The organism is Ruminococcus sp. (assembly GCF_016287535.1).
Classification (GTDB): Bacteria; Bacillota; Clostridia; order Oscillospirales; family Ruminococcaceae; genus Ruminococcus.
In genome coordinates, this window is the sequence record NZ_JAEFAJ010000008.1 from 72,990 (window position 1) to 94,684 (window position 21,695).

Here is a 21,695-nt window from a genome sequence, read left to right on the forward strand (position 1 = left end):
TGGTTTATGATGTGATGATATGTTTGATACCTCCTGTCTTTTTTGGGCTTTTCTATTACTTAGACGTATGAAGTAAGTAATTCTCTCACATTGTTTCAAAAAAATTTTCTTGTTCAGGAAAAACGGATATGACAGTATCAGACTTATCATCTACAAATACCAGCGGCTTTTAAGCAAAAACAGGAAAAAGACATTTGAATAGCTCAAAAGTATATTTTTTGAGCGCTAATTGCCATTGAAAAGTACATATTCTCATTATATAATATATAGTGTAAAGGTATGCAGTAGGCATACAGGTGGATATTGATGTAATGGAGGAATTTTATTATGAAAAGCAGGCTTTTTAAGCTCAGGACAGCAACAGTAGCTGCAGCTGTAATGTTTACCCTTTCTTCTTTTGCTTTTGCGTATGTACCTTTTACGGATACGGCTGTGATTACAGCATCTGCGGCTGAGAGCAGCGTAAAAGTGCTGAGCTCCTCAGGATTCGGCGAGGGTATCTGCGCAACGTGGACTTCTGTTTCTGGCGCTTCAGGGTACAATGTATATGTTGACGGAAATAGGATAGATGATATGCTCATAAGACAGTATAAGGGTTATATGCGTGCCGACGCTGTGGGACTTAAGGCAGGCAGCCACACTATGAAGATAGTGCCTGTTATCGACGGCAAGGAAGACAGCTCGAAGGCTGCGGAGACAAAGACAAATGCATACTCTCATGACAGAAGCGGTTTCGGATTTGTGAACGGAAGTTCAAGCGGTGCATATAACGATGACGGAACACTGAAAAGCGACGCTGTTGTTGTATATGTCACAAATGAGAACAAGGATACTGTTACTGCAAGTATTGATGCTACAGGTAAGGGAGCTGAGGAACTGACAGGTGTGCAGAATATTATTCTGGGATATAAGAAAGGCAAGGAAAAAAGACCACTGAATATACGTTTTATCGGTAATATCACCGATCCATCCGTTCTTACAAAAGGTGATATTATGGTAGATTCCGTAACGGCAGGATGTACTATTGAGGGAATTGGCAGCGACGCAACTTTCAACGGCTTTGGTCTTGTAATGAAGAATTGCTCTAATGTAGAGGTCAGAAATTTAGGCTTTATGAACTGCAACAGCAATGAGGGCGATGACTGCGGACTTCAGCAGAAAAACAATCATATATGGGTTCATAACTGTGATTTCTTCTACGGTGACGCAGGTTCAGACTCTGATCAGGCAAAGGGAGACGGAGCACTTGATACAAAGACTTCCACCTTTGTTACCCATTCCTATAACCATTTCTGGGATAACGGAAAGTGCAATTTACAGGGAATGAAGTCGGAATCAACTGAAAACTACATTACGTATCATCACAACTGGTACGATCACTCAGATTCTCGTCATCCGAGAATAAGGACCTGTTCCGTGCATTGCTACAACAACTATTTCGACGGAAATGCGAAATATGGCGTAGGAGTTACTATGGGAGCTTCATGTTTTGTTGAGAATAATTATTTCCGCAACTGTAAGTATCCGATGCTCATTTCCATGCAGGGTTCAGACGAAATCACTGGAGGCACATTTTCGGGTGAGGACGGTGGTATCATAAAGTCATACGGTAATATCATACAGGGACAGAAGGCTTTCACTCCATATCAGCAGAACAGTACAGACTTTGATGCTTATGATGCTTCTTCAAAAAATGAGAAGATAAGCGATAATGTCAAGGCAAAGAGCGGTGGTACGACATATAACAATTTCGATACTTCGGATATAATGTATAAGTATACCCCCGATAAGGCAGAAGATGTACCTGAGTTGGTAATGGCGAAAGCGGGAAGAGTAGAAGGCGGCGACTTCAAATGGCAGTTCAACAATGACGTTGACGATGCGGCATCTGATGTGAATAAGGAGCTTAAAGCTGCGCTTGTATCATATAATGATGGCATCATTGCTGTTGGAAGCGGCTTTAAGGCTGATGATACGCCTTTTGTTACAACTACTACGGTTGCTTTGACAACAACCACCACAACTACAACCACCACAGCTACAACAACAGCTTCAACGACTAAAACTGTAAATGAGACTTCAACGACTGCTTCTTCAACTACTACAGTGGAAACAACAACGACCAATCCTGCAACTACTACCACTGTGACCACAGAATCTGCGCAGCAGGGGATGGCAGGCGATTCAAACGGCGACGGAGCTGTGGATATGTCGGATGCAGTGGTTATAATGCAGTCTCTTGCAAATCCTGATAAATATGTTATTGCAGCGGAGAATATGCTGAATGCGGATGTTGATAACAGAGGTAATGGAATAACCTCTTCCGATGCTCTTGCAATTCAGAAATATCTGCTCGGACTGATAAAGTCTCTGCCTAAATCATAAAAATAGATAAATATTCAAATTCAAGGAGGATAAAAACATGAACAGAAAGATAAGTAAACTCATATCCCTGGCTGCAGCAGGTGTTCTTGCAGCTGCACAGGTAAGCTCTGTGCCGTTATTTACTTCCGTTGCGGCTGATGATGCGACTGCTACAAAGTTTCCTTACACCATAGAAGGTGAGGACATGAAAGGTGCTGAGCTCTGGGAAAAGATATATCAGACGGAAATCCCTGGTTTTTCAGGAAAGGGCTTCTTTTACCTTACTGCTAAGCCAGCGTCCTTTGAAGTGACTGTTCCCGAGGACGGAATGTATTCCATAACTGTTCACGGCGCACAGATACTGAATCAGGAGGGCAGACAACAGGCTGTTACCATCAATGGTGTGAAGTACACCACTCAGGCAGCTTATTCCGATGAATGGAAGGATTACGATTTTGGTATGGTACGCATGAACAAGGGCGTCAATACCGTCGAGTTCATCTGCGAGTACGGCTATATGGCCATTGATACGGTAACTATCTCAAAGGCGGTTTTCCCTGATCTTTCAAAAGCCAGCGGTACTACCTGCGACCCTGACGCAACTCCGGAGACAAAGGCTCTTATGGCTTACCTTAAGAGCGTTTATGGAAAGAATATCCTTTCAGGACAGCAGGAGATATACGGTGGCGGTCATCAAGTTGACACGACTATCCGTTTTGACGCTGAGAAGAAAAAATGTGTAGATCAGGACGGCAAGGAATATAAATTTGACGAGGCTGATATCTCGACTGCGGATGACGGCTCAAAGTTCGTGTGGAAATGCTTCGACGAGGAGGGCCAGCAGTACAACTATCAGACTCAGAATCGTAATTATACCCTCAACGATTACAATTATGAGGTTAGATACATCAAGGAACTTACAGGTGAGGAGCCGGCTATCCGCGGCTTTGACTTTGGAAGTTACTGTCCATGTTATGCCTGGGATGATGGTGTTGCAGGACGTATGATAGACTGGGCCAAGAACAAGAACGGTATCTGCACGGCTTCATGGCACGTTAACGTTCCGGTTACAAAGGCAGATTATACTCTAGGTGAGCCTCTTGACTTCGGCAGAACAACTTACAAGCCCAATACTGACTTTGTTACAGCAAACTGTATGGTAAAGGGCACTATGGAGTATGATTACTTCCAGCTTTGCATGAAAAATCTTGCAGCTGAGTTGAAGAAACTTCAGGACGCAGGAGTTCCTGTAATATTCAGACCTTTCCACGAAGCAGAAGGTAATCCCAGCAACACACAGGATCCTATCGATGGCTCCGGAGCATGGTTCTGGTGGTCGAAGGAAGGCGCTGTTGTTTACAACAAGCTCTGGACTTTCTTACAGGATACACTCAGAGACGAGTACGGTCTTCATAACCTTATCTATGAGCAGAACCTCTATGCGTGGTCTGATAACTCAGCAAAGTGGTACTCAGGCGATGATAAGGTAGATATCGTAGGCTACGATAAGTACAACTGTCAGTACAACCGTCACGATGGCAAGCAGGCAGGAACTCCCAACGAGGACGCTGAGGCAGGTCTGTTCTATACTCTCAACAAGTTTGTAAATGGTAATAAAATGGTTTCAATGCCGGAAAACGACACCGTACCAAGTCTGAATAACATGACAGTTGAGCACGCATACTGGCTGTATTTCTGCCCGTGGTACGATTCTGAACAGGAGCACTTCCTCTGCGGTAAGGAGTATCAGGATCCAAAGACACTTACTGAACTTTATCAGAGTGATTTTTGTATTACCCTTTCGGAGCTGCCTAAGGACCTCTATAAGGGCGGTAACAGCGAGCAGCCGAAAACAACAACTACCACTACAAAAACAACAACCACAACCACAACAACATCTACTTCAACTACCACAACAACAACTACTACGGCAACTACTACAGTAACAACTGTAACTTCATCATCTACAGCACCTACTCCGGCAGATGTAAAGTACGGTGATGCAAATTGTGATGGCGAGATAGATATGTCAGACGCTGTGCTTATTATGCAGGCTTTGGCAAATCCGAACAAGTACGGCATAAATGGAAGTGACAGCAAACACATCACTGAAAAAGGCGAGAAGAACGCTGACGTTGATATAACTATTAAGGGTGTGACTACCAATGATGCTCTCCGCATACAGGAGTACCTTCTTGGTAAGCTCACTACTCTTGACCCACATGAGAAATAATGATAATATGACACCATACAGAAGTGTGAAAGCTTTTGTATGGTGTCTTTTTATCTGTTTGTTGTATATAATATTTATCGTACTTTTTTACTAAAATTACTTGAAATCTAACAATAAATATGTTATAATAAGTGTATATTTTATAGAGATACTAAAAAGGAATGTCCTTTTTGTATATTTTTCGGGCAGAACAGTTCAAATCGGGGAAATTTGATCTGCACGTAAAACTTACAGAAAAAACACAAAATATACTAGAGACATATTTGCTAATCAATTTCTTTTTTATCGCGTAAAAGGGGTGTATTAATGGAGAAAATAATCGAAATTGCAGTCATCGTTGCAGGAATCGACGAAGAATATCAACATAGTGTCATCGAAGGTGTCATAAACTGTGCTAAGGTTAATAACGCTAATATATCGTGCTTTAGCGCGTTCGGTGGAGTTATTTCAAACAGTAAGTATGACGTTGGAGAATACAATATCTATTCTCTCATAAATTTTGAAAAATTTGACGGAGTTATTCTTCTAAGTAATACAATAAGTGATCCGATAGAGAAAGAAAAGATCGTCAATCGTGTGAAAAAATCAGGTCTGCCTGTAAGTATTCTTGATTGCAGCGACTATAAAGATTTTTATAACATAAGCATTGACAACTATTCAGTCATGAGGACGCTCGTTAGCCATGTTATTCTGGCTCACGGCGCAAAGATAATAAACTATATCTCAGGACCTGTTGCAAACCCGGAGGCAGCTGACCGTCAGCGTGCTTTTTCGGAGGTAATGAAAGAGTACAGTCTTGAAGTTGATGAAGAGCGGATATATCACGGCGATTTTCGCGCTGCTGACGGAAAAAAAGCGATAGAGTACTTTTTCAGCAGCGCTCTCGAGCATCCGCAGGCGATAATATGTGCCAACGACGCAATGGCCCTTGCAGCTATCGAGGAACTCAACAATATGGGCTACAAGGTTCCCGATGATGTCATTGTTACCGGCTTTGACAATACCTATAATGCTAAGCATCATCTTCCGGCGCTTACTACTGTTTCACGTCCGCTGGATGAGGCAGGATATAAGGCATGTGAGGTTATTCTGAAAGTAATCAAAGGAAAAAAGCAGAAGGGAAACATTACTCTTAAGTCCTCACCAGTGTTTACGGAAAGCTGCGGCTGTAAGACAGCTGAGAAAATTGATATTGATGAATACAAGATAACAACATATAAAATGCTGAATAGCTTCAAGAACGATATCTCACTTCTCAACCGCATGACTGCTCAGCTAGTAGAGAATGAGACTCCAGAAGAAAATTTCAGGACGGTTGCTAGTCTTATTCATGAGGTACAGTGCGAGCGCTTTGCAATTTGTCTATGCTCTAACTGGGACCAGGTAATAACTGGTAAATCTTCAGATGAAATGCCTGAGATATATCAGATACAGGGCTATACAGAAAAAATGAGTGCACCGCTGCTTATGATGAACGGAAGGAACCATCCCGTTACAGCTTTTGACAGCAGTGATATGCTCCCAATGCCTGTTTCAGGTGGCGGAAACGTAAGCTTTTTCATGCCGCTACATTTCCGTGAGCGCTGTCTTGGCTACTATGTATTCATGAACAGCACATTCCCATTAAAGAGTCTGCTTTGTCATGCTCTTATGCTGAGCATAAGTAACTCTATTGAGAATATATGCAAGATCCTCCATCTGAACAGCATGATAGATGAGCTTAATAAGCTCTATACTGTAGATCAGCTCTGTAATATCTATAACAGAAATGGATTTATCAGAATGGCTGGTCAGATATATAATTCCTGTCAGAATGCAGGTAGGAAGGTACTTATTTCCTTCATTGACATGGACGGACTTAAGTATATCAACGATAATTTCGGCCATAAAGAGGGCGATTATGCTCTTCAGCACCTTGCAAGGATAATCAAGGACTGCTGTAAGAGCGGCAGGATTTGCGCACGTTTTGGCGGCGATGAGTTTATAATTCTCGGCGCAAATGCTACTGATGAAGATATTCCTGCCCTTGAAAGCACCTTCAATATACAGCTTGAGAGTATTAACCGTATTATAAGAAAGCCTTATAAGATATCTGCAAGCATTGGCACTATAGTTACAGACGCAACTGCTGATGTAACGCTCTTTAATCTTATAACACAGGCTGATGAGATAATGTATGAAAACAAGAAGCGTAAGAGGACTTCCCGCTATCTGCGTCGAGATCATGACCAGGATGATATGAATTATGACACACGTTGGAACTATAAGGCTTGAAACGACTAGGCTGATACTCAGAAGATTTGAGGAAGCTGATACAGAAACTGCTTTTCACGTGTGGACCAGCGATCCTAAGGTCACGAAATACCTGCGCTGGGAGCACCACCGCAGCATAGCTCAGATGAAGAATCTCGGTCAGTTGTGGCTTAAGAAATATGACGATCCTCAGTGGTATCATTGGGTAGTCGTGCCGAAGGAAGTTGGATTTCCAATAGGTACTATTTCTGCTGCCAATGTCTATAATGAAACTGATACCATAGAGGTTGGATTCTGTTTAGGTTCAGAATACTGGGGACTCGGTTATATTACCGAAGCCTTTGCGGCAGTTATCGAGTTTTTCTTTGAGGAAGTCCATGCAAACCGGATAGAAGCAAAATACGCTCCGGAGAACAAAGCCTCGGAGCGTGTAATGGAGAAATGTGGTCTTACATTCGAGGGAACTCTCAGGAGCTCCGACCGCATACAATCGGGTATTACCGATGTTTGTGTATGCAGTTTGCTTGCAAAAGACTATTTCTGACGATATATTTATATCTTTGCGATAATATCATAGAAGGGGAGCAAATATATTCAGTATTGCTCCCGCTATTTTTTTGACTACCGGTCTTTTAGAACATTCTTCGGCAGTTATCAGGTGAGAAGCAGATATTGTTTTTTCAAAGTCGGAAACAATGTCCTTTATTACAGATACATTATAAAGAACTGAACCGCATTCAAAATGCAGGTAAAAGCTGCGATAATCGAAATTAATAGTTCCCACAACAGCTGTAAGACCATCTGCTACACAGGTCTTTGCATGGATAAATCCGGGAGTATACTCATATATCTTGACGCCCATAGCGGTGAGCCTTTCATAGTTGTTCCAGGCTATCATATGGACATACCACTTGTCTGGAATATGTGGAGTGATTATTCTAACGTCAACTCCCTTTTTGGCGGCAAAGCCAAGAGCGTTAGTCATTTCTTCGTCAAGTATGAGATATGGAGTAGTTATGCACACGTAATTCCTTGCATTGCTGATAAGCTCGAGATATACGCGTTTTCCAACAGGTTCTTCATCAAGTGGAGAATCAGAGAATGGCTGTATAAATCCGTCAGCAGGACTTGCATCATCAATCGATTTGAGTGGAGGAGAGAATTTCCGTATCTCATCGCTTTCAGCTTTTTCCCACAATTGCAGAAACATTACCGTGTAATTCCAGACAGCCTGTCCGCGGACCATTATTGCCGTGTCCTTCCAGTGCCCGAACCGTTCTATGCGGTTAATGTACTCGTCTGCCAGGTTGGTTCCACCGTTGAAAGCGGTATGACCGTCTATAACAACTATCTTGCGGTGATCACGGTTGTTCTGAACAGAGGATATCATGGGGCGGAAAGGATTGAAAACCTTGCATTTCACACCGTTTTCTTCAAGTCTCCTGAATGGTTTGACGGAATTGAGCATTCCCGTGCCGATACCGTCGTACATGAGCCTTACGTCGATGCCTTCCTTTGCCTTGCGGATAAGGAGCTCAGAAATTGTGTCGAACATATAGCCCTTGCTGATTATGAAGAATTCCAGGAATATGAAATGCTTCGCTTTTTCAAGCTCGGCAATTAGTTCATCAAACTGCATTTCACCTAACGTGAAGTAATGTGTATCAGTATTCCGATAAACAGGATATAGCCCATAATCTGATATATAGCGTGCAAGATTCAGAGAATCTGGACAGCTTTCTGAAAGATCTTTTACAACGTTTTTGTCCTGTACCAGAAGCTCCTTTGACTGCTTCTGATTTCGCATATCAAGGGATTTAGGAAACTGCTGCGATAGTTTGAGAAAAAGGTAGGAAACTCCGCCGAAAAGCGGAAAAACGCTTATGGCGACTATCCATGCCATTCTATAGGATATAGGTTCGTTTTTGTTTGTGATGTACACTAGAAGTATGATATCTAGTACTATCAGCAGGAAATACACTAGAATAAAGCGTTCGCCCAATCTTGTTACCATAAATAGCAAGAAGAATATCTGTAAAAGCAGAAGAATGACAAAAGCGGCATTTGTACTGAGAAGGCTGCTCAGCAGTTTTTTCAGCTTCATAGTTCACCTCCGACGTTATTATTTATCATGATAATAATATTATACCACATTTATTTACTGAAAGGAAGATTATTTTGAACAAGATACGCCCATATGAAAGAAAGATTTTTTATTATGAAACTGACAAAATGGGAATAGTTCACCATTCAAACTACATCCGTATATTTGAGGAAGCAAGAGTGCACTACCTCAGTGAGGCAGGACTGCCTTTTCCAAAAATAGAAGAAATGGGTATACTCATGCCTGTTCTTTCCGTGGAAGCCGTATACAAGCGCCCACTGAGATTTGACGAGCCCTTTGCGGTATATCTTAAGATAGACAAGTTCAACGGAGCGACATTACATGTTTCATACAGGTTGGTAAGTCGTGAAACAGATGAGGTATGTGTTGAGGGAAGCTCTTCTCACTGTTTCACGAATACTGATCTTAAGGTAGTACGTACAAAGGCTAAATATCCTGATGTCTATGAGGTATTTTCCAGATACAGTGGTCTGGACTTCGATGAAATATTTGAGTAAAATAAACAGCCGGCACATCGTGCCGGCTGTTTTAGGGTAAGAATGGGGAGATTACGATATTTCTTCAACTCTGACATTAGAGATATATACTGTAGCAGTTGATCCTCTGTGTCCGAGGTTGAACTCAAGGCGGCCGTTGTTGTCGTCTTTGTCCTTCATCTCAAAGTCATATGTGAATGTCTGTTTTTCTGGCGTTACCTTGAGAGTTGTGTCTTTGAGGTAACGAATCCATCCTGCGGACGGAGCAGAAACACATACGATGATGTCTCTCTCCTCGTCTGCATAAGCATCGAATGTTACGCGGTACTTCTTGCCCTTGATCATAGGAAGATCAGGTTGTACCAACTGTACAGAGTAGTCCTCTGTACCTTCCTTTTCGGAAGTAATTACTATCATATTATCCTTTATCTCAGCCGCGCCTTCTCCGCCGTTGAAAAGGAGAAATTTCCAGTTAACGTCGTCAGTAAGATCCTCAGCTTCTGAGAAATCACCGTTGAAAATGAAATTTCCGTCCTCAAGCGCCTTGCGGAATTCCTTTTCAGGCTTCTTAACATTTGTATCATACTCTGGTTTCTGATAAACTCTTACGTAGTCTACTTCAAACTCAGCCTTATCAAAATCGGTGGTTGCGTCTGGATTTCCTGGCCATGTACCGCCGACTGCAAGGTTGAGCTGAACAAAGAATGGCTGATCGAAAGGTGCAGGGTATGGCTTTTCGTCTTCTCCTTGAACTGCTGTGAACCAGTCGTTTACTGTATTATAGAGATTACCGTCGATATACCAACGCATTTCTCCTGGTTCCCACTCAACAGAAAACTCGTGGAAGCTGTCAGCGTATGTCTGACCTGTCAGTCCCCATGTGCCCTGCTGTTCGCCGTGAGGCTCACCATAGTGAAGAGTACCATAAGCAGTACTTACATCGTTTCCGAGGACTTCCATAATGTCAATTTCACCGCATTTAGGCCACTGACCGTAATAGCTTTCGTCCTTTGGCATCATCCAGATTGCAGGCCATAAGCCCTGGCCTTCCGGGACCTTTGCACTTACTACTATCTTACCATAGGTGAAATCAGTCTTGTTCTGACCTGTTACCTTGCCTGATGTATAGTAGTCCTTGCCGTTCTTGTCAGACTTGATTGCTTTTATGACGAGCTTGCCGTCACGTACGAATACATTGTCTGTTGAAGTTGTATACTCCTGTAATTCTTCGTTTGTCCAACCTGGCTCATGTGGTTCATAGTTCCATTTTGTCTCATCGAGAGCGCTGCCGCTGAACTCATCGTTCCAAAGCAGATTGTAGCCTTCAATTTCGGGAACATCCACAGCCTCTTTAGGAGCTTCTGTTTTTGCTTCTGTAGGTTTTTCGTTATTTGTGTCATTATTGTTGCTGCTGCAGCTCACAGAGCAGGCGAGCATTGAAAGGGCAGCAATTATTGATAAAGCTTTCATTTTTTCCATGTTTTTTTCTCCTTAGATATGAGGTTTTTAACCTTATGGCATTATTATAACTTTTTGAAGTGAAAAATGATAGTAAAATGCAGAGAATTATAGTAAATTGGTGACATAACATAGAACGCCGCACTATTATCCAAGTGCGGCGCGATCATTCATAATATCAAAAATCTATGTAGCTTTTCGTTACTTTTTCAGAAGACCGAGAGCATATTTTTTTCTGAGAATACGCATGACACTTTCATTTATGCGCTCCTCAGATATCTCGCCGCTGCGTACAGCCGCACAGACTTCATTCACAGCCTGTCTGTAGTCAACCGGCATGAGAATAATGTCAATTCCAGCCTTTATGGAGAGCTTTGCAGCTTCTCCCGAGTTATACACATTTGCGATTGTGTTCATACGCTGTGAATCGGTTATTGCAATTCCTGTGAAGCCAAGCTCACCGCGGAGTACTTCTGTAACAGCTTTATAGGAGAGATCACATGGAAGATTATCGCCAAATCCAGTTACTGACTGATGACCAACCATTATGAAGTCAACTCCTGTCTTTATTCCTTCAGAAAAAGGAATAAATTCTGCCTCACGGAGCTGCTCAAGTGTTCTATCTATGACGACTGTTGAATTAGTGTGGGTATTTCCGTTTGCTGCACCTAATCCAGGAAAATGTTTCAAAGTTGCGCAAACTCCTTCGTTACGGAGTCCCTTTGCGACATACGATGACATATTCGCAACAACCTGTGGATCATCACTGAAAATACGATTCCCAAGCTCATTTGAACTGCATATATTTACATCTGCAACGGGCGCGAAATCAACGTTGAAGCCAAGAGATTTCAAATCCCTGCCGATAGAACAGCCGATATTTAATGCTGTATCGCTGTTGTTGTCCTTGCCATAGGAGGCCATATCATCAAATTTAGCAGTGCCTAGTTTTTGAGCACAGCGTGCTACAAGTCCGCCTTCTTCATCAACGGCAGTAAAAAGTCCGATGCCGCAGGCGCTTTTTGCGTATCCTTGAGTTGCAGCAAGCATTTGTTTTGTCTGATCACGTGATGTGAGGTTTTGAGCAAATAGGATAATACCGCCCACAGGGATCTCTTCAATTGCTTTCTGAGTTCCGTTGCCAACCTGTGTCATAGGTGTTATTCCTGTCAAAGCTTCTGGTGTAACCATGAACATCTGAGCAACTTTCTGTTCCAGAGTCATGCCGTCAAGCACTACCTTTGGCAATGGATTCCTATTGGTAGTAGTTGTGGTCTCTGCCTGTGTTGTCATGGAAGTTGTTATGGTCATAGCCGTTGTGGTGATCTCAGAGATCGTGGTAGTTGTATCTTTACGTTCACGAGATTGATCTTCCGTGTGAAAGCTTTGCTGATCATTTGACTGCGAAATAGGAACTTCTGTAGTCTTCTCTTCACGATGTTCATTCTGAACTTCTGCTTTTTGCTGAGTTTTCGGAGCTTCGGTAGCCGTATTTGAAGCATTGGCGGTAGTTTCAGAAGTCGTTTTTGAAGTTACGGCAGAAATGATATTTGATTCAGCCTGTATATATGTTGTTTGCGTTTCTGTATTTAAGGGCTCTGTTTCGGTAATCTCCACTGCAGCTGATTCTGAACTGTTGGTTTCAGTGGGGAAATCTCCGCCGCAGCCTGTAAGAATCAGGCTGAGAGAGAGTAGGGCCGCAATTATTTTTATTTGTTTCATTGCTGATTCCCCCTGTAAAGGTTCTACAATAAAATTATAACATAGAATGTCGAAAAAAGCAACAGTCTTGGGATAATAGTTGAAAAAAAGTTCCTTTATTGTTTGGGAACCATTAACTCTGCCCATGGTTTTGTCAAGAAAATAGCGGATTCGGTGAGAGTCCGTTTAATGCTTTTGAATGATATTTACTTAAAAATCTACCGAATCAACATAGCAAAAGTCTTCTATCCGACTTCAAAGACAGACTGCAATATAGCTTATATCTGTATGAACGGTTAGAGCTATCAGGCACTATGCAGTTATCCTATGAAGTCCTGAAAAAAGAAAGGCCTCCGAACTGTGTCAACACTATACTTTCTCTACGCTCGGAGGCTATCTGTATATTGAATTGTTTAAAGGTCTGGAATCACATTATCTTCCAAAGAAATGTGGTTACTGCGAAAAATACTTACTTCTCACAGCAGGTATTTTCTCTGATTACTGCACAAGAGAGAGCGAAGGAATGGAAGGCAGAACATGCCGTGATATGGGACACAGAAAGAAATATGCCGATAAGATCAAGAATAATCCATACTGGTAGGTTCAAAGTAAAGCATACAAGCAGCATTACGCATGTTATATGAAAAAAAGATGACAAAAGCTGAATTGGCTGAATGGATGAATTGTGCTCTTGATCTCAGGTCTAAGACTGAAAATTGAGAAATTGAGTTTGAGGTTTATAGAGAGATGATGATGAATCAAAATTAATAATTTTAAAAAATGTTGCTTGACAAATGTTTAAATCTTTATTATAATAATAGCAAATTGATATTCATTGTTATTGAAACTATGAATATTTGATTTATAGCCGGCAATTAATCTATATATTATATTTTCAACAACAACGTATTATTATATTTGCAATAATTAATCCAATAATTAATCCAATAATTAATCCAATAATCAATCTAATAATCAATCTAATAATCAATTTGAAAGAACGATTTACTATCAGACTCAAAAGAACTGCTTTTTTAGCTTCTCTCGCTTTGTGTGCAACAGCAGCAACCTCTTTAGTAGCTGCTGCAGCTACTGATTCTATATCTAAAGGTGGTGTAACCCTTGAAGGTTATGTATCTGGCGTTGAAAGCCCAACTATCACCCCTGATAAAGTATTCTGGAATGCTTATGTATATGGACCAGATGTAGAATATTTAGATAAGAAAGACACAGAGGTATATATTGAACCAGGTACGGATAAAAATACCTTAGAAACAATTTACCTTCACAAGGGAGTGTGTGAAAGTTTTTCTGTAAATTAGATATCCTAAGATAATTGACGAGCTGTATGGCAGTAAGATTACCATTATTCAACTCGTTTTGACTATACCTAATCCCATTGATTTCGTCAAGAACTATGTTAAAATTGGTACATAATTATATTTTAATATAAATGAGTATGACAAATCGGAGTTTTGTGGAGGAAAACTATGGTGAGTGAATATAATGCCTTACAGCCTATCATATGGGGAGATATTTTAAGGATATTGAAATGTCCGGACGTACCAGAATGAACAAAGGAAGAAATATATGTTTGCTTATGGAAAGAAACTAACAAATTCAAACTTGTGAGGAAACACTATAAATGAAGATTGGAATTATAGGTTATGGCAGTATGGGGAAAATGCTGCTATGGAAATTTGCAGAACAGGACTTTATCAGTAAACAGAATCTTTATGTATTTAATAGGACGATTGAGAAACTTAATGAAGCAAAAGAGGTTGCACAAATAGTGGGTTCCAATGAACTGGCATCGTTTTGTGATTTTATATTTATTTGCGTTCGTCCAGCTGATATACAGATCGTATTGGAAGAAATCAAAGATTCACTCAAGGAGGGCGCGCTTGTTATTTCTTTAAACGGAAGCGTTTCTTTTGAAAAGATTAGAACAACGCTCGATTGCAAGACTGCCAAGGTAATCCCGAGTCTGACGGCTGAAATCGGAAGATCACAGACACTTGTATGTTTCAATGAAAAGGTTGCTTCAAAAGATAAGTGTGCACTTAAAGAGCTTCTTGCAGCTATTGGCGACGTTATCGAACTGCCGGAAAACGAAATGGGAATGGGTTCCGAACTTGTTAGTTGCATGCCGGGTTTCATAGCATCAATTTTCGACGTTATTTGTAATTCTGCTAAGAAACACACGCAGATTCCCGACGATCAGATAGTTCGAATGGTCCTACAAACTTTGAGTGCAACGGGCGAACTGATGCTAAAAAATGACATGACATTTGAGGAGGTCGTAACAAGAGTCGCAACCCCTGGTGGAATTACGGAAGAAGGAACGAAGGTAATATATGCAGATTTCCCCGGAACGGCAGATCTTCTTTTCGAGAAGACACTGGAGAAGAGGAGGAAGACTGCTGCAAAATGATGCGATTAGACTATTATCTCGGAGTTTGTAGAGTTGAATCGCTAAGGGAGAGAGCTCGGCAAATTCCAATTTGTCGGGATGAAGGCATAGCCTTTTAGAGATAATCTTCTGATCAATCTCTGAGATATCCTTCTGTCTTTTCTTTACTACCTGTGGTTCGAATGTAGAGTTTCTGTCCTGTGGAACCTGAATATCAAGACTTACAAAGCTGGAATTAACACGCTTAGTCTTATATCCGTTTCTGTAATCATCGCTTTCGCTTCGCTCTGATTTGTGATAGCAAAATGGTCATCCATTTCTGCTTCCATCATTTCCTTGATGGTTCCGCCGAGAAGATCCTTGAGAGCATCTTGGATATCCTCAGCTGTCTCGATGTCATACTCCTGAATGAGCTGTTGGATGATCTGGCGCTTTCCGTCTGTCATCTGAACTTTGTGTAAGTTTTTCTTTTCTCTTGCCATAATAAAGGCCTCCTTAAAGTATTTAGATTTTACCCTAGGAGACCTTAATAATACATAGCTATTATTTTTTTACAGACTTTGTTTCATAGAATCTCACAAGGTAAGAAAAGTTGTATCAGGAGAAAAAATGTGTGGTTATGGTGGTTCAGAAGCAAGAATGAGACTTCGTTGCGGAGACAATTTTGATGAATACACTGTAATTTCTGAACCCTTGATATAATAGTATAGTTCTGTGAGATGATGTTGTATGATACAATATCATCTCACTTTTAATTTTAAAACTATTTGTATAGGTGATTCAATGAAAAAAATAAGTATAATTAAACGTTTTGGGTTAAATGGAATTGTATTCATATTAGGTCTTGTAATTTCATCTTTTGTTTTAATAAATACTATCGATATATCAAGCAGAATCGCTAAAGAAGATGAAAGTAATAATATGTATTCTGAAAATATACAATATCGTTTGAGGTATTGTGGTAAAAGTAAGTTGTCAGAAGAAAATTGCTATAATGTTGTTAATGATATTATCAACTCGTTGAGGGATCTAAATTGCAATGCAAGTATAGAAGGTGTTGGAATTTGTATAAACAATCAAATAGATAATATGTTTCCTAAGATAATTATAAATACACAAGATGATTATAAGTTACAACTCAACAATAATAAAATTGTTTCTTCTAATATATATGAATATGAACTTATAGTTGGTGAAAGTATTATCAAGTTATCTGATATTCAGAACGTAAATCAGCTACATGTTGCAGATATGTCGGTTCCGATACAAGGTGTTTTAAAAAACAATAATGCTGCATCCATTGATTATTCAATACTATTTATTTATGATAATTGTAATGAGAATTTAAAACAATATTTGACTAATCAAATATGTGATGTTTTTCGTGATTTCAATATAAAGGTTAATTTGTATAGCGATTATCCGATTGACAAAGAAAGCAATAAATTTATAGGCAATATGAAAAGTTTAGATGTCGCTTGTGAAAACTATATTTCCAAATATAAAGGCAGCGATTATCAAAATTATTGGTATCGGTTTTACAACAAAATTTTTATTACTATTTGTTTAGTATTTTCGTTATTTACTTGTTTCAGTTTATCTTTTCTTTGGATTTTAGGCAGAAAAAAAGAAATTGCAATTAGAAAAGCTTTTGGATTCAGCGATTTTAGCATATTTAAATTACTTATGAAAGATATAGCCAAGTTGACTGTTTCAGCGACTCTAATTTCAATTGTTGTAGAAATTGTTTATTGTATTGTGTTTAATAACCTCTCATTTTTTGATAAATACTTTATTGTAAAATTCTTAGCAGTATATTTAGGAGCATCTATTATCGGAACTTTATGCGCTTTAAATTTAATGAAAGAAGTCTCTAAAATAACTCCTATTTCAGCTATAAGAGAGGAGCTATAAATATGGTAATAAGATTTGCTATTGATACAATTATCAATCATATAAGGCAATCATTAATATCCATTCTTCTACTTGTAATAAGCATTATTCTTATTATTTTTTCTACGATGATTCGTTTTAGTCACGATTACGTATACAGCTCTGTTGATAAATTATTGAATAGTGGAGCAGAAAAGACAGCCATATTGAGAATGGAAGAAAATAATTACGATTTTGTAAAAGAACTTGCAAAGCAACCAGAAATAAGCACAATTGGATGTACCACTACATTTGGAATTGAGCCTTTCCCAGAACTATATAATATACAGAAACAATACAAGTCAAATACAGAGGAATACTTAGGAGATTATCTAGAAGTAATAGAAATTAATAAAACAGCTGCAACACTTTGTGATCTGACTCTAATTAAAGGAAGAAAACCTATTGATTTAGATTATACTCCAAGAAACGAAAAGGATGTTGAATATATGTATCTTGGTTCATACTTCTCTGATATTCAGATAGGAACCGAATTTGAAGATGAGTACACTATATTCATAGTTGCCGGAATATTGGATAGTTCACAAAGATGGATAAGTGAATCTCTTTTAAATGGTTTTGATATTAATACTATAGATTATACAATAGACTGTAAAAGTAGTATATTATCATTCTATGATGGAAATCCAAGCTCATCTGATATGTGGGTATGTGCTGCGAACAATTATAACATTTCTCAAGTCATAAATGTTGTTAACAAATTGGCAAATAAGAATAATATTGATGTTAGATATACAACTTTAAAGGCATCGTATGAACACTCGGCACAGGATTGGATTATATTAAACAGTATTCTATCTAAGTTAATTGTAATCGTATGTTTTTCTTGTGTTCTAATGTTGATTTGCTATCAACTTTATAGAATTTTAATAATGAAAAAAGAAATGGGAATAATGCTTTCTGTTGGTTTTTCTATTTCAGAGATAAGTAAAGCCATGATATTAAGTAACATTATCCTATCTCTTATAGCTTTCCTTTTAGTTATACCCATTAGCTTTTTTGTAGTTAAATGGTGGTTCCGAACAAATAGTGTGATTGACATAGTTTGTAAAGCACTTCTAAAATATTCATATCCTGTTTCGCTTGGTGTTATATTATGCATAACTATTATAATATCAATATTCATTACAAGGTTCTTAAAAAAATTATCGCCACTTGAAATGATAGGAGGACAAAATGATTGAATTAAAAGACGTAAAAAAAGACTATGGAAAAGGAGAATACATTACTCATGCCTTACAAGGCGTTAACCTAAATATTGAAAAGGGAGAATTTGTTGCTATTGTTGGAACATCAGGGTCTGGTAAATCCACACTACTTCATATAATTGGTGGTATGGATCAAATGTCATCGGGTATATATCGTTTTGAGAATGAAGTTATATCTGATTATTCATTAGCAAAGCTACAAGAATTCAGAAAAAAATATATTAGTTTTATTTTTCAGAATTTTGCACTTATGAATAAATATACTGTTTATGAAAATGTTGAGATGCCTTTACTTGCACGAAAAGTAAAAGGTCGTAAAAAAATTGTTATGGACTGCCTTGAAAAAACAGGAATCTCTGATTTGAAAAATAAACTGCCATCTCAATTATCTGGTGGACAACAACAGAGATGTGCTATTGCAAGAGCATTAGCATCTGATTCGCCTGTAATTCTTGCTGATGAACCTACAGGAGCTCTTGATAATAAAACAAGTGATGAAATCATGTCATGCTTTGAGGAAGTATTAAGTAATGGACGAACTATTATACTGATTACACATGACATAGAAATTGCAAATCGATGTCAAAGAATTGTTAGGATTGAAGACGGTAAGATAGTTTAACCTCTTTCAGCTAGAAGCCCCCCACCTCTAAGGTGGGGGAAGAATTGTGGGGAAGAATTGTGGCCCTCAAAAATGGGAAAGCTATTGCTTTTTAAACATAACCATGATATAATGTTATGTGATAGTGTATCAGAAATTTGCAAAGGAGGCAGATGCGTGAAACAGCAAGCGCAGAGAAAACCAGTCAGCGCTGAGCAGCATAATAAAATGATTCAAAGTGTTGCTGGAACAATGGCAATCGAAGGTTTAACACTTAGCGAGGCAAGCAGACGCAACCTTGACCGATATGCCAGCGGGCAGGCTAATTATCAGCAAATTATTGCAGAGCTGAAAGAAAAATACCAGAGGGCGGAGTAGTGTATTCAAAATATGATGTTAGCACAACGGCGCAGTCGCTTTATTGCTATCACGAATCCGATGTGCTAATAAATAAGCTGAATATCAGAAACAGTGACGAGCTGAAACGTGCTGAAGAGGAGATAACTGCCCTGAAGCAGTACATGCTTATGGAATCACCAATCAAGGGAAGATTCACTAAGACACAGCTTATAAATATTCACCGTTTTCTGTTCGGGGATATCTACCCATTTGCGGGACATATCCGTCGTGAACAAATCAGCAAGGGTAACACTATGTTCTTTCCACCGCATTTGATTGGTCCGGAACTTGACAAGGTGTTTTCGAAACTTCATAATGATAATATGTTGCGTGAAACGGAAAGAAATAACCAGATCAAGCATTTATCCTATATAATGTCCGAACTGAATATTATTCATCCATTCCGTGAGGGCAATGGACGAAGCATTCGTGAGTTGATACGCTGTATGGCGCTACACTATGGATTTTCGCTGGATTGGAGTAATGTCGATCGTAATACTATGCTTAATGCGGCAGTTAGATCGGTGGTTGATAATATGGCGTTTATTGACATTATAACGAAATGTGTTGTTAAGTTATAAGGGATAGAGCTGATTGAAGGATTACGTTACGTTTACAGTCCGTTTAAGAATAATAATCCTAATATGGGCAAAAAGAAGCACTACACTTATATAAGATAATCAAAGGATAAATACATTTAGTTATGACGCTAATAGATTAGTAAATCACGGAACACTTTACCGCTATAAGTAATAAAGCTGCCGACAACAGTCGACAGCTTTTAATTTTACTGCGGTTCAAGCTCAGGCTCACTGGTTGAGATAACGTCCTCATTCTCAAAGGTAATGATGTCCATTTCCGGAGCAGTGTATTTATCCTTCATTTCCTTCTCTCCTCTCGTCTAATTTATTTGCCAATATAAGCTTCTGCTGTTTTAGCATAAACATATTTTGCCTTTACCATATCTATAAGCTTACACTTGCGTTTTCATTAGTATAAATCAAGTTGCTTTAAACAGATTGTATTCAATTAACAGATTTATTTTATCATATATTATATTTCAAGTCAAGACAATTATTGCTTTTGGCAAGATTTTATAATAAGAAAGACGCTAGTCTTTCAGTCTGTCGAAAAAGTCCAGTGAAAAAGCTGGACTTTTTTTGATGAAATGTGGTAAAATAGGAGAGAAAGGAGCTGAGTGATAATGCTGAGAGAAAACAAGATAGAACGAGAACAAATGGAAATGGTGTGTATAGAGGAAATGGTGCCTAAGGATCATATTTTGAGGAAAATAGACTCGGCAATAGATTTTACACACATATACGATTTGGTAGAAGATATGTACTGTAAGAATAACGGAAGACCAAGCATAGATCCTGTAGTAATATTCAAAATGGTATTGATACAGCATCTTTTCGGCATACCATCACTCAGAAAAACAGCAGAAGAAGTGCGTGCCAATATATATTATCGTTGGTTTTTAGGATATCTTCTGAACGAACCAACACCGCATTTTTCAACGCTGAGCTACAATTTCACACATAGGTACACATCCGACGTAGTAGAACGCATATTTTACTGGATATTGAGTGAAATAGAGAGAGCAGGCTATCTTACACCAGAGACAGTATTCGTAGACGGAACACATATCAAAGCGAATGCAAACATGAAAAAAGCAGTAAAGAAAGCTGTGCCCAAAGCAGCAAGAATCTATGAAGAACAGCTGATGAAGGAGATAAACGAAGACAGAGAAAAGAACGGAAAAAAGCCATTTGATGATAATGACAAGAATAACGGTTTAAAAGCCACAGAAGAAAAAACAGTGCTTGAATCAACAACAGATCAAGAATGCGGAGTTTTCCACAAAGGAGAACATAAAAAGTGTTTTGCATATGCGGCTCAAACAGCCTGTGACAAAAACGGATATGTAATGGATGTAACAGTAAATCCTGGAAATGTGCATGACAGCGTGGCTTTTGATGGATTGTACAAAAGGCTTATTGGCAAGCATCCGGAGATAAAAAATGTAGTAATGGATGCGGGATATAAAGTACCATACATATGCAAAGAAGTATTAGATGATAAAAGAATCCCTGTTTTACCATACAAAAGGCCAATGGGAGGGAAAGACTTTTTCAGACCATCTGAGTATGTTTATGATGAATATTACAACTGTGTGATTTGCCCTGCAAATCAGATTTTAAACTATTCAACAACCAACAGAGAAGGATACCGAGAATTCAAAAGCTGTCCTCGGATATGCGAAAAATGCCCCAAAATAAAGAACTGTACGAACAGCAAAAATCACCAGAAAACTGTTACAAAGCATATCTGGAGCGAATATCTTGAAGTGGTTGAAGATATCCGTCATACACCAAAGTACTGTGAGATGTATGAGAAACGAAAAGAAACAATAGAGCGTGTATTCGCAGATGCCAAAGAAAAGTATTCAATGCGTTACACAAATCATAGAGGCCTCTCCCGAGTAACTAATTGGGTTAGGCTTAAATT

The 21,695-nt window shown here is 39.1% G+C and carries 16 protein-coding genes and 2 pseudogenes; 14 read left to right on the plus strand and 4 right to left on the minus strand.

From position 1 onward, the window contains the following. Nucleotides 1-327 precede the first annotated feature (327 nt). The 4 genes from QZZ36_RS05320 (at nt 328) to QZZ36_RS05335 (ending at nt 7,394) form a co-directional block, all read left to right on the plus strand. Nucleotides 328-2,385, plus strand: a complete 2,058-nt coding sequence (locus QZZ36_RS05320) for a dockerin type I domain-containing protein (RefSeq protein ID WP_295077962.1) — start codon at nt 328-330, stop codon at nt 2,383-2,385. A gap of 37 nt (nt 2,386-2,422) precedes the next feature. Next, nucleotides 2,423-4,597, plus strand: coding sequence for a glycosyl hydrolase (locus tag QZZ36_RS05325; RefSeq protein WP_295077965.1), 2,175 nt, complete (start codon nt 2,423-2,425; stop codon nt 4,595-4,597). Between the two features lie 306 nt (nt 4,598-4,903). Further along, entirely contained in the window at nt 4,904-6,871 is a 1,968-nt protein-coding gene (locus tag QZZ36_RS05330) for a GGDEF domain-containing protein (protein ID WP_295077968.1), read from the plus strand. After that, nucleotides 6,843-7,394: a GNAT family N-acetyltransferase gene (locus tag QZZ36_RS05335; RefSeq protein ID WP_295077971.1), complete on the plus strand. Its 552-nt coding sequence runs from the start codon at nt 6,843-6,845 to the stop codon at nt 7,392-7,394. Before QZZ36_RS05330 ends, QZZ36_RS05335 begins: the two co-directional genes overlap by 29 nt. 27 nt (nt 7,395-7,421) lie before the next feature. Here QZZ36_RS05335 and cls read toward each other — a convergent pair whose 3' ends face one another. Then, nucleotides 7,422-8,954, minus strand: coding sequence for a cardiolipin synthase (gene cls, locus QZZ36_RS05340; protein WP_295077974.1), 1,533 nt, complete (start codon nt 8,952-8,954; stop codon nt 7,422-7,424). A 74-nt stretch (nt 8,955-9,028) separates the two neighbouring features. Between cls and QZZ36_RS05345 the strand changes: the two genes are divergently transcribed. After that, complete coding sequence (locus QZZ36_RS05345) at nt 9,029-9,472, plus strand: acyl-CoA thioesterase (RefSeq protein WP_295077977.1); 444 nt, start codon at nt 9,029-9,031, stop codon at nt 9,470-9,472. Between the two features lie 51 nt (nt 9,473-9,523). Here QZZ36_RS05345 and QZZ36_RS05350 read toward each other — a convergent pair whose 3' ends face one another. Further along, a complete protein-coding gene (locus tag QZZ36_RS05350; protein WP_295077980.1) occupies nt 9,524-10,930 on the minus strand; it encodes a family 16 glycosylhydrolase in 1,407 nt (468 codons plus the stop codon). 180 nt (nt 10,931-11,110) lie between these two features. Then, nucleotides 11,111-12,631 (minus strand): glycoside hydrolase family 3 protein, encoded by a 1,521-nt coding sequence (locus QZZ36_RS05355; protein WP_295077983.1) that lies wholly within the window; start codon nt 12,629-12,631, stop codon nt 11,111-11,113. A gap of 325 nt (nt 12,632-12,956) precedes the next feature. Between QZZ36_RS05355 and QZZ36_RS12935 the strand changes: the two are divergent. From QZZ36_RS12935 to QZZ36_RS05365, 3 genes and pseudogenes are all read left to right on the plus strand, one after another. Then, nucleotides 12,957-13,211: pseudogene (locus QZZ36_RS12935) on the plus strand (DUF6076 domain-containing protein); the annotation flags it as partial. Between the two features lie 391 nt (nt 13,212-13,602). Beyond that, nucleotides 13,603-13,932: a hypothetical protein gene (locus tag QZZ36_RS05360; RefSeq protein ID WP_295077986.1), complete on the plus strand. Its 330-nt coding sequence runs from the start codon at nt 13,603-13,605 to the stop codon at nt 13,930-13,932. 323 nt (nt 13,933-14,255) lie between these two features. Further along, on the plus strand, nt 14,256-15,044 hold the full coding sequence (locus QZZ36_RS05365) for an NAD(P)-binding domain-containing protein (protein WP_295077989.1): 789 nt from the start codon (nt 14,256-14,258) through the stop codon (nt 15,042-15,044). Nucleotides 15,045-15,140: 96 nt separating this feature from the next. On the opposite strand, the pseudogene QZZ36_RS05370 reads toward QZZ36_RS05365, so the two are convergent. Beyond that, nucleotides 15,141-15,505: pseudogene (locus QZZ36_RS05370) on the minus strand (transposase); the annotation flags it as partial. A 301-nt stretch (nt 15,506-15,806) separates the two neighbouring features. Here QZZ36_RS05370 and QZZ36_RS05375 point away from each other — a divergent pair. The 6 genes from QZZ36_RS05375 to QZZ36_RS05400 form a co-directional block, all read left to right on the plus strand. Continuing rightward, on the plus strand, nt 15,807-16,937 hold the full coding sequence (locus QZZ36_RS05375; protein ID WP_295077992.1) for an FtsX-like permease family protein: 1,131 nt from the start codon (nt 15,807-15,809) through the stop codon (nt 16,935-16,937). A gap of 2 nt (nt 16,938-16,939) precedes the next feature. After that, a complete protein-coding gene (locus QZZ36_RS05380; RefSeq protein WP_295077995.1) occupies nt 16,940-18,160 on the plus strand; it encodes an ABC transporter permease in 1,221 nt (406 codons plus the stop codon). Beyond that, nucleotides 18,153-18,806 carry an ABC transporter ATP-binding protein gene (locus QZZ36_RS05385; protein WP_295077999.1) on the plus strand — a complete coding sequence of 218 codons (654 nt, stop codon included), beginning with the start codon at nt 18,153-18,155 and terminating at the stop codon, nt 18,804-18,806. Before QZZ36_RS05380 ends, QZZ36_RS05385 begins: the two co-directional genes overlap by 8 nt. Nucleotides 18,807-18,962: 156 nt before the next feature. After that, entirely contained in the window at nt 18,963-19,163 is a 201-nt protein-coding gene (locus tag QZZ36_RS05390) for an antitoxin VbhA family protein (RefSeq protein ID WP_295078002.1), read from the plus strand. Continuing rightward, nucleotides 19,163-19,765, plus strand: coding sequence for a Fic family protein (locus tag QZZ36_RS05395; protein WP_295078005.1), 603 nt, complete (start codon nt 19,163-19,165; stop codon nt 19,763-19,765). Before QZZ36_RS05390 ends, QZZ36_RS05395 begins: the two co-directional genes overlap by 1 nt. 623 nt (nt 19,766-20,388) lie before the next feature. Then, a partial coding sequence (locus QZZ36_RS05400; protein WP_295078008.1) for an IS1182 family transposase occupies nt 20,389-21,695 on the plus strand: 1,307 nt, incomplete at its 3' end.

Bases quoted from the DNA above. Each gene is read 5' to 3' on its own strand.
- QZZ36_RS05335 (WP_295077971.1), top strand. From the start codon at position 6,843: ATGACACACGTTGGAACTATAAGGCTTGAAACGACTAGGCTGATACTC.
- QZZ36_RS05320 (WP_295077962.1), top strand. From the start codon at position 328: ATGAAAAGCAGGCTTTTTAAGCTCAGGACAGCAACAGTAGCTGCAGCT.
- QZZ36_RS05355 (WP_295077983.1), bottom strand. From the start codon at position 12,631: ATGAAACAAATAAAAATAATTGCGGCCCTACTCTCTCTCAGCCTGATT.
- QZZ36_RS05365 (WP_295077989.1), top strand. From the start codon at position 14,256: ATGAAGATTGGAATTATAGGTTATGGCAGTATGGGGAAAATGCTGCTA.
- QZZ36_RS05330 (WP_295077968.1), top strand. From the start codon at position 4,904: ATGGAGAAAATAATCGAAATTGCAGTCATCGTTGCAGGAATCGACGAA.
- QZZ36_RS05325 (WP_295077965.1), top strand. From the start codon at position 2,423: ATGAACAGAAAGATAAGTAAACTCATATCCCTGGCTGCAGCAGGTGTT.
- QZZ36_RS05350 (WP_295077980.1), bottom strand. From the start codon at position 10,930: ATGGAAAAAATGAAAGCTTTATCAATAATTGCTGCCCTTTCAATGCTC.
- QZZ36_RS05385 (WP_295077999.1), top strand. From the start codon at position 18,153: ATGATTGAATTAAAAGACGTAAAAAAAGACTATGGAAAAGGAGAATAC.
- QZZ36_RS05375 (WP_295077992.1), top strand. From the start codon at position 15,807: ATGAAAAAAATAAGTATAATTAAACGTTTTGGGTTAAATGGAATTGTA.
- cls (WP_295077974.1), bottom strand. From the start codon at position 8,954: ATGAAGCTGAAAAAACTGCTGAGCAGCCTTCTCAGTACAAATGCCGCT.
- QZZ36_RS05380 (WP_295077995.1), top strand. From the start codon at position 16,940: ATGGTAATAAGATTTGCTATTGATACAATTATCAATCATATAAGGCAA.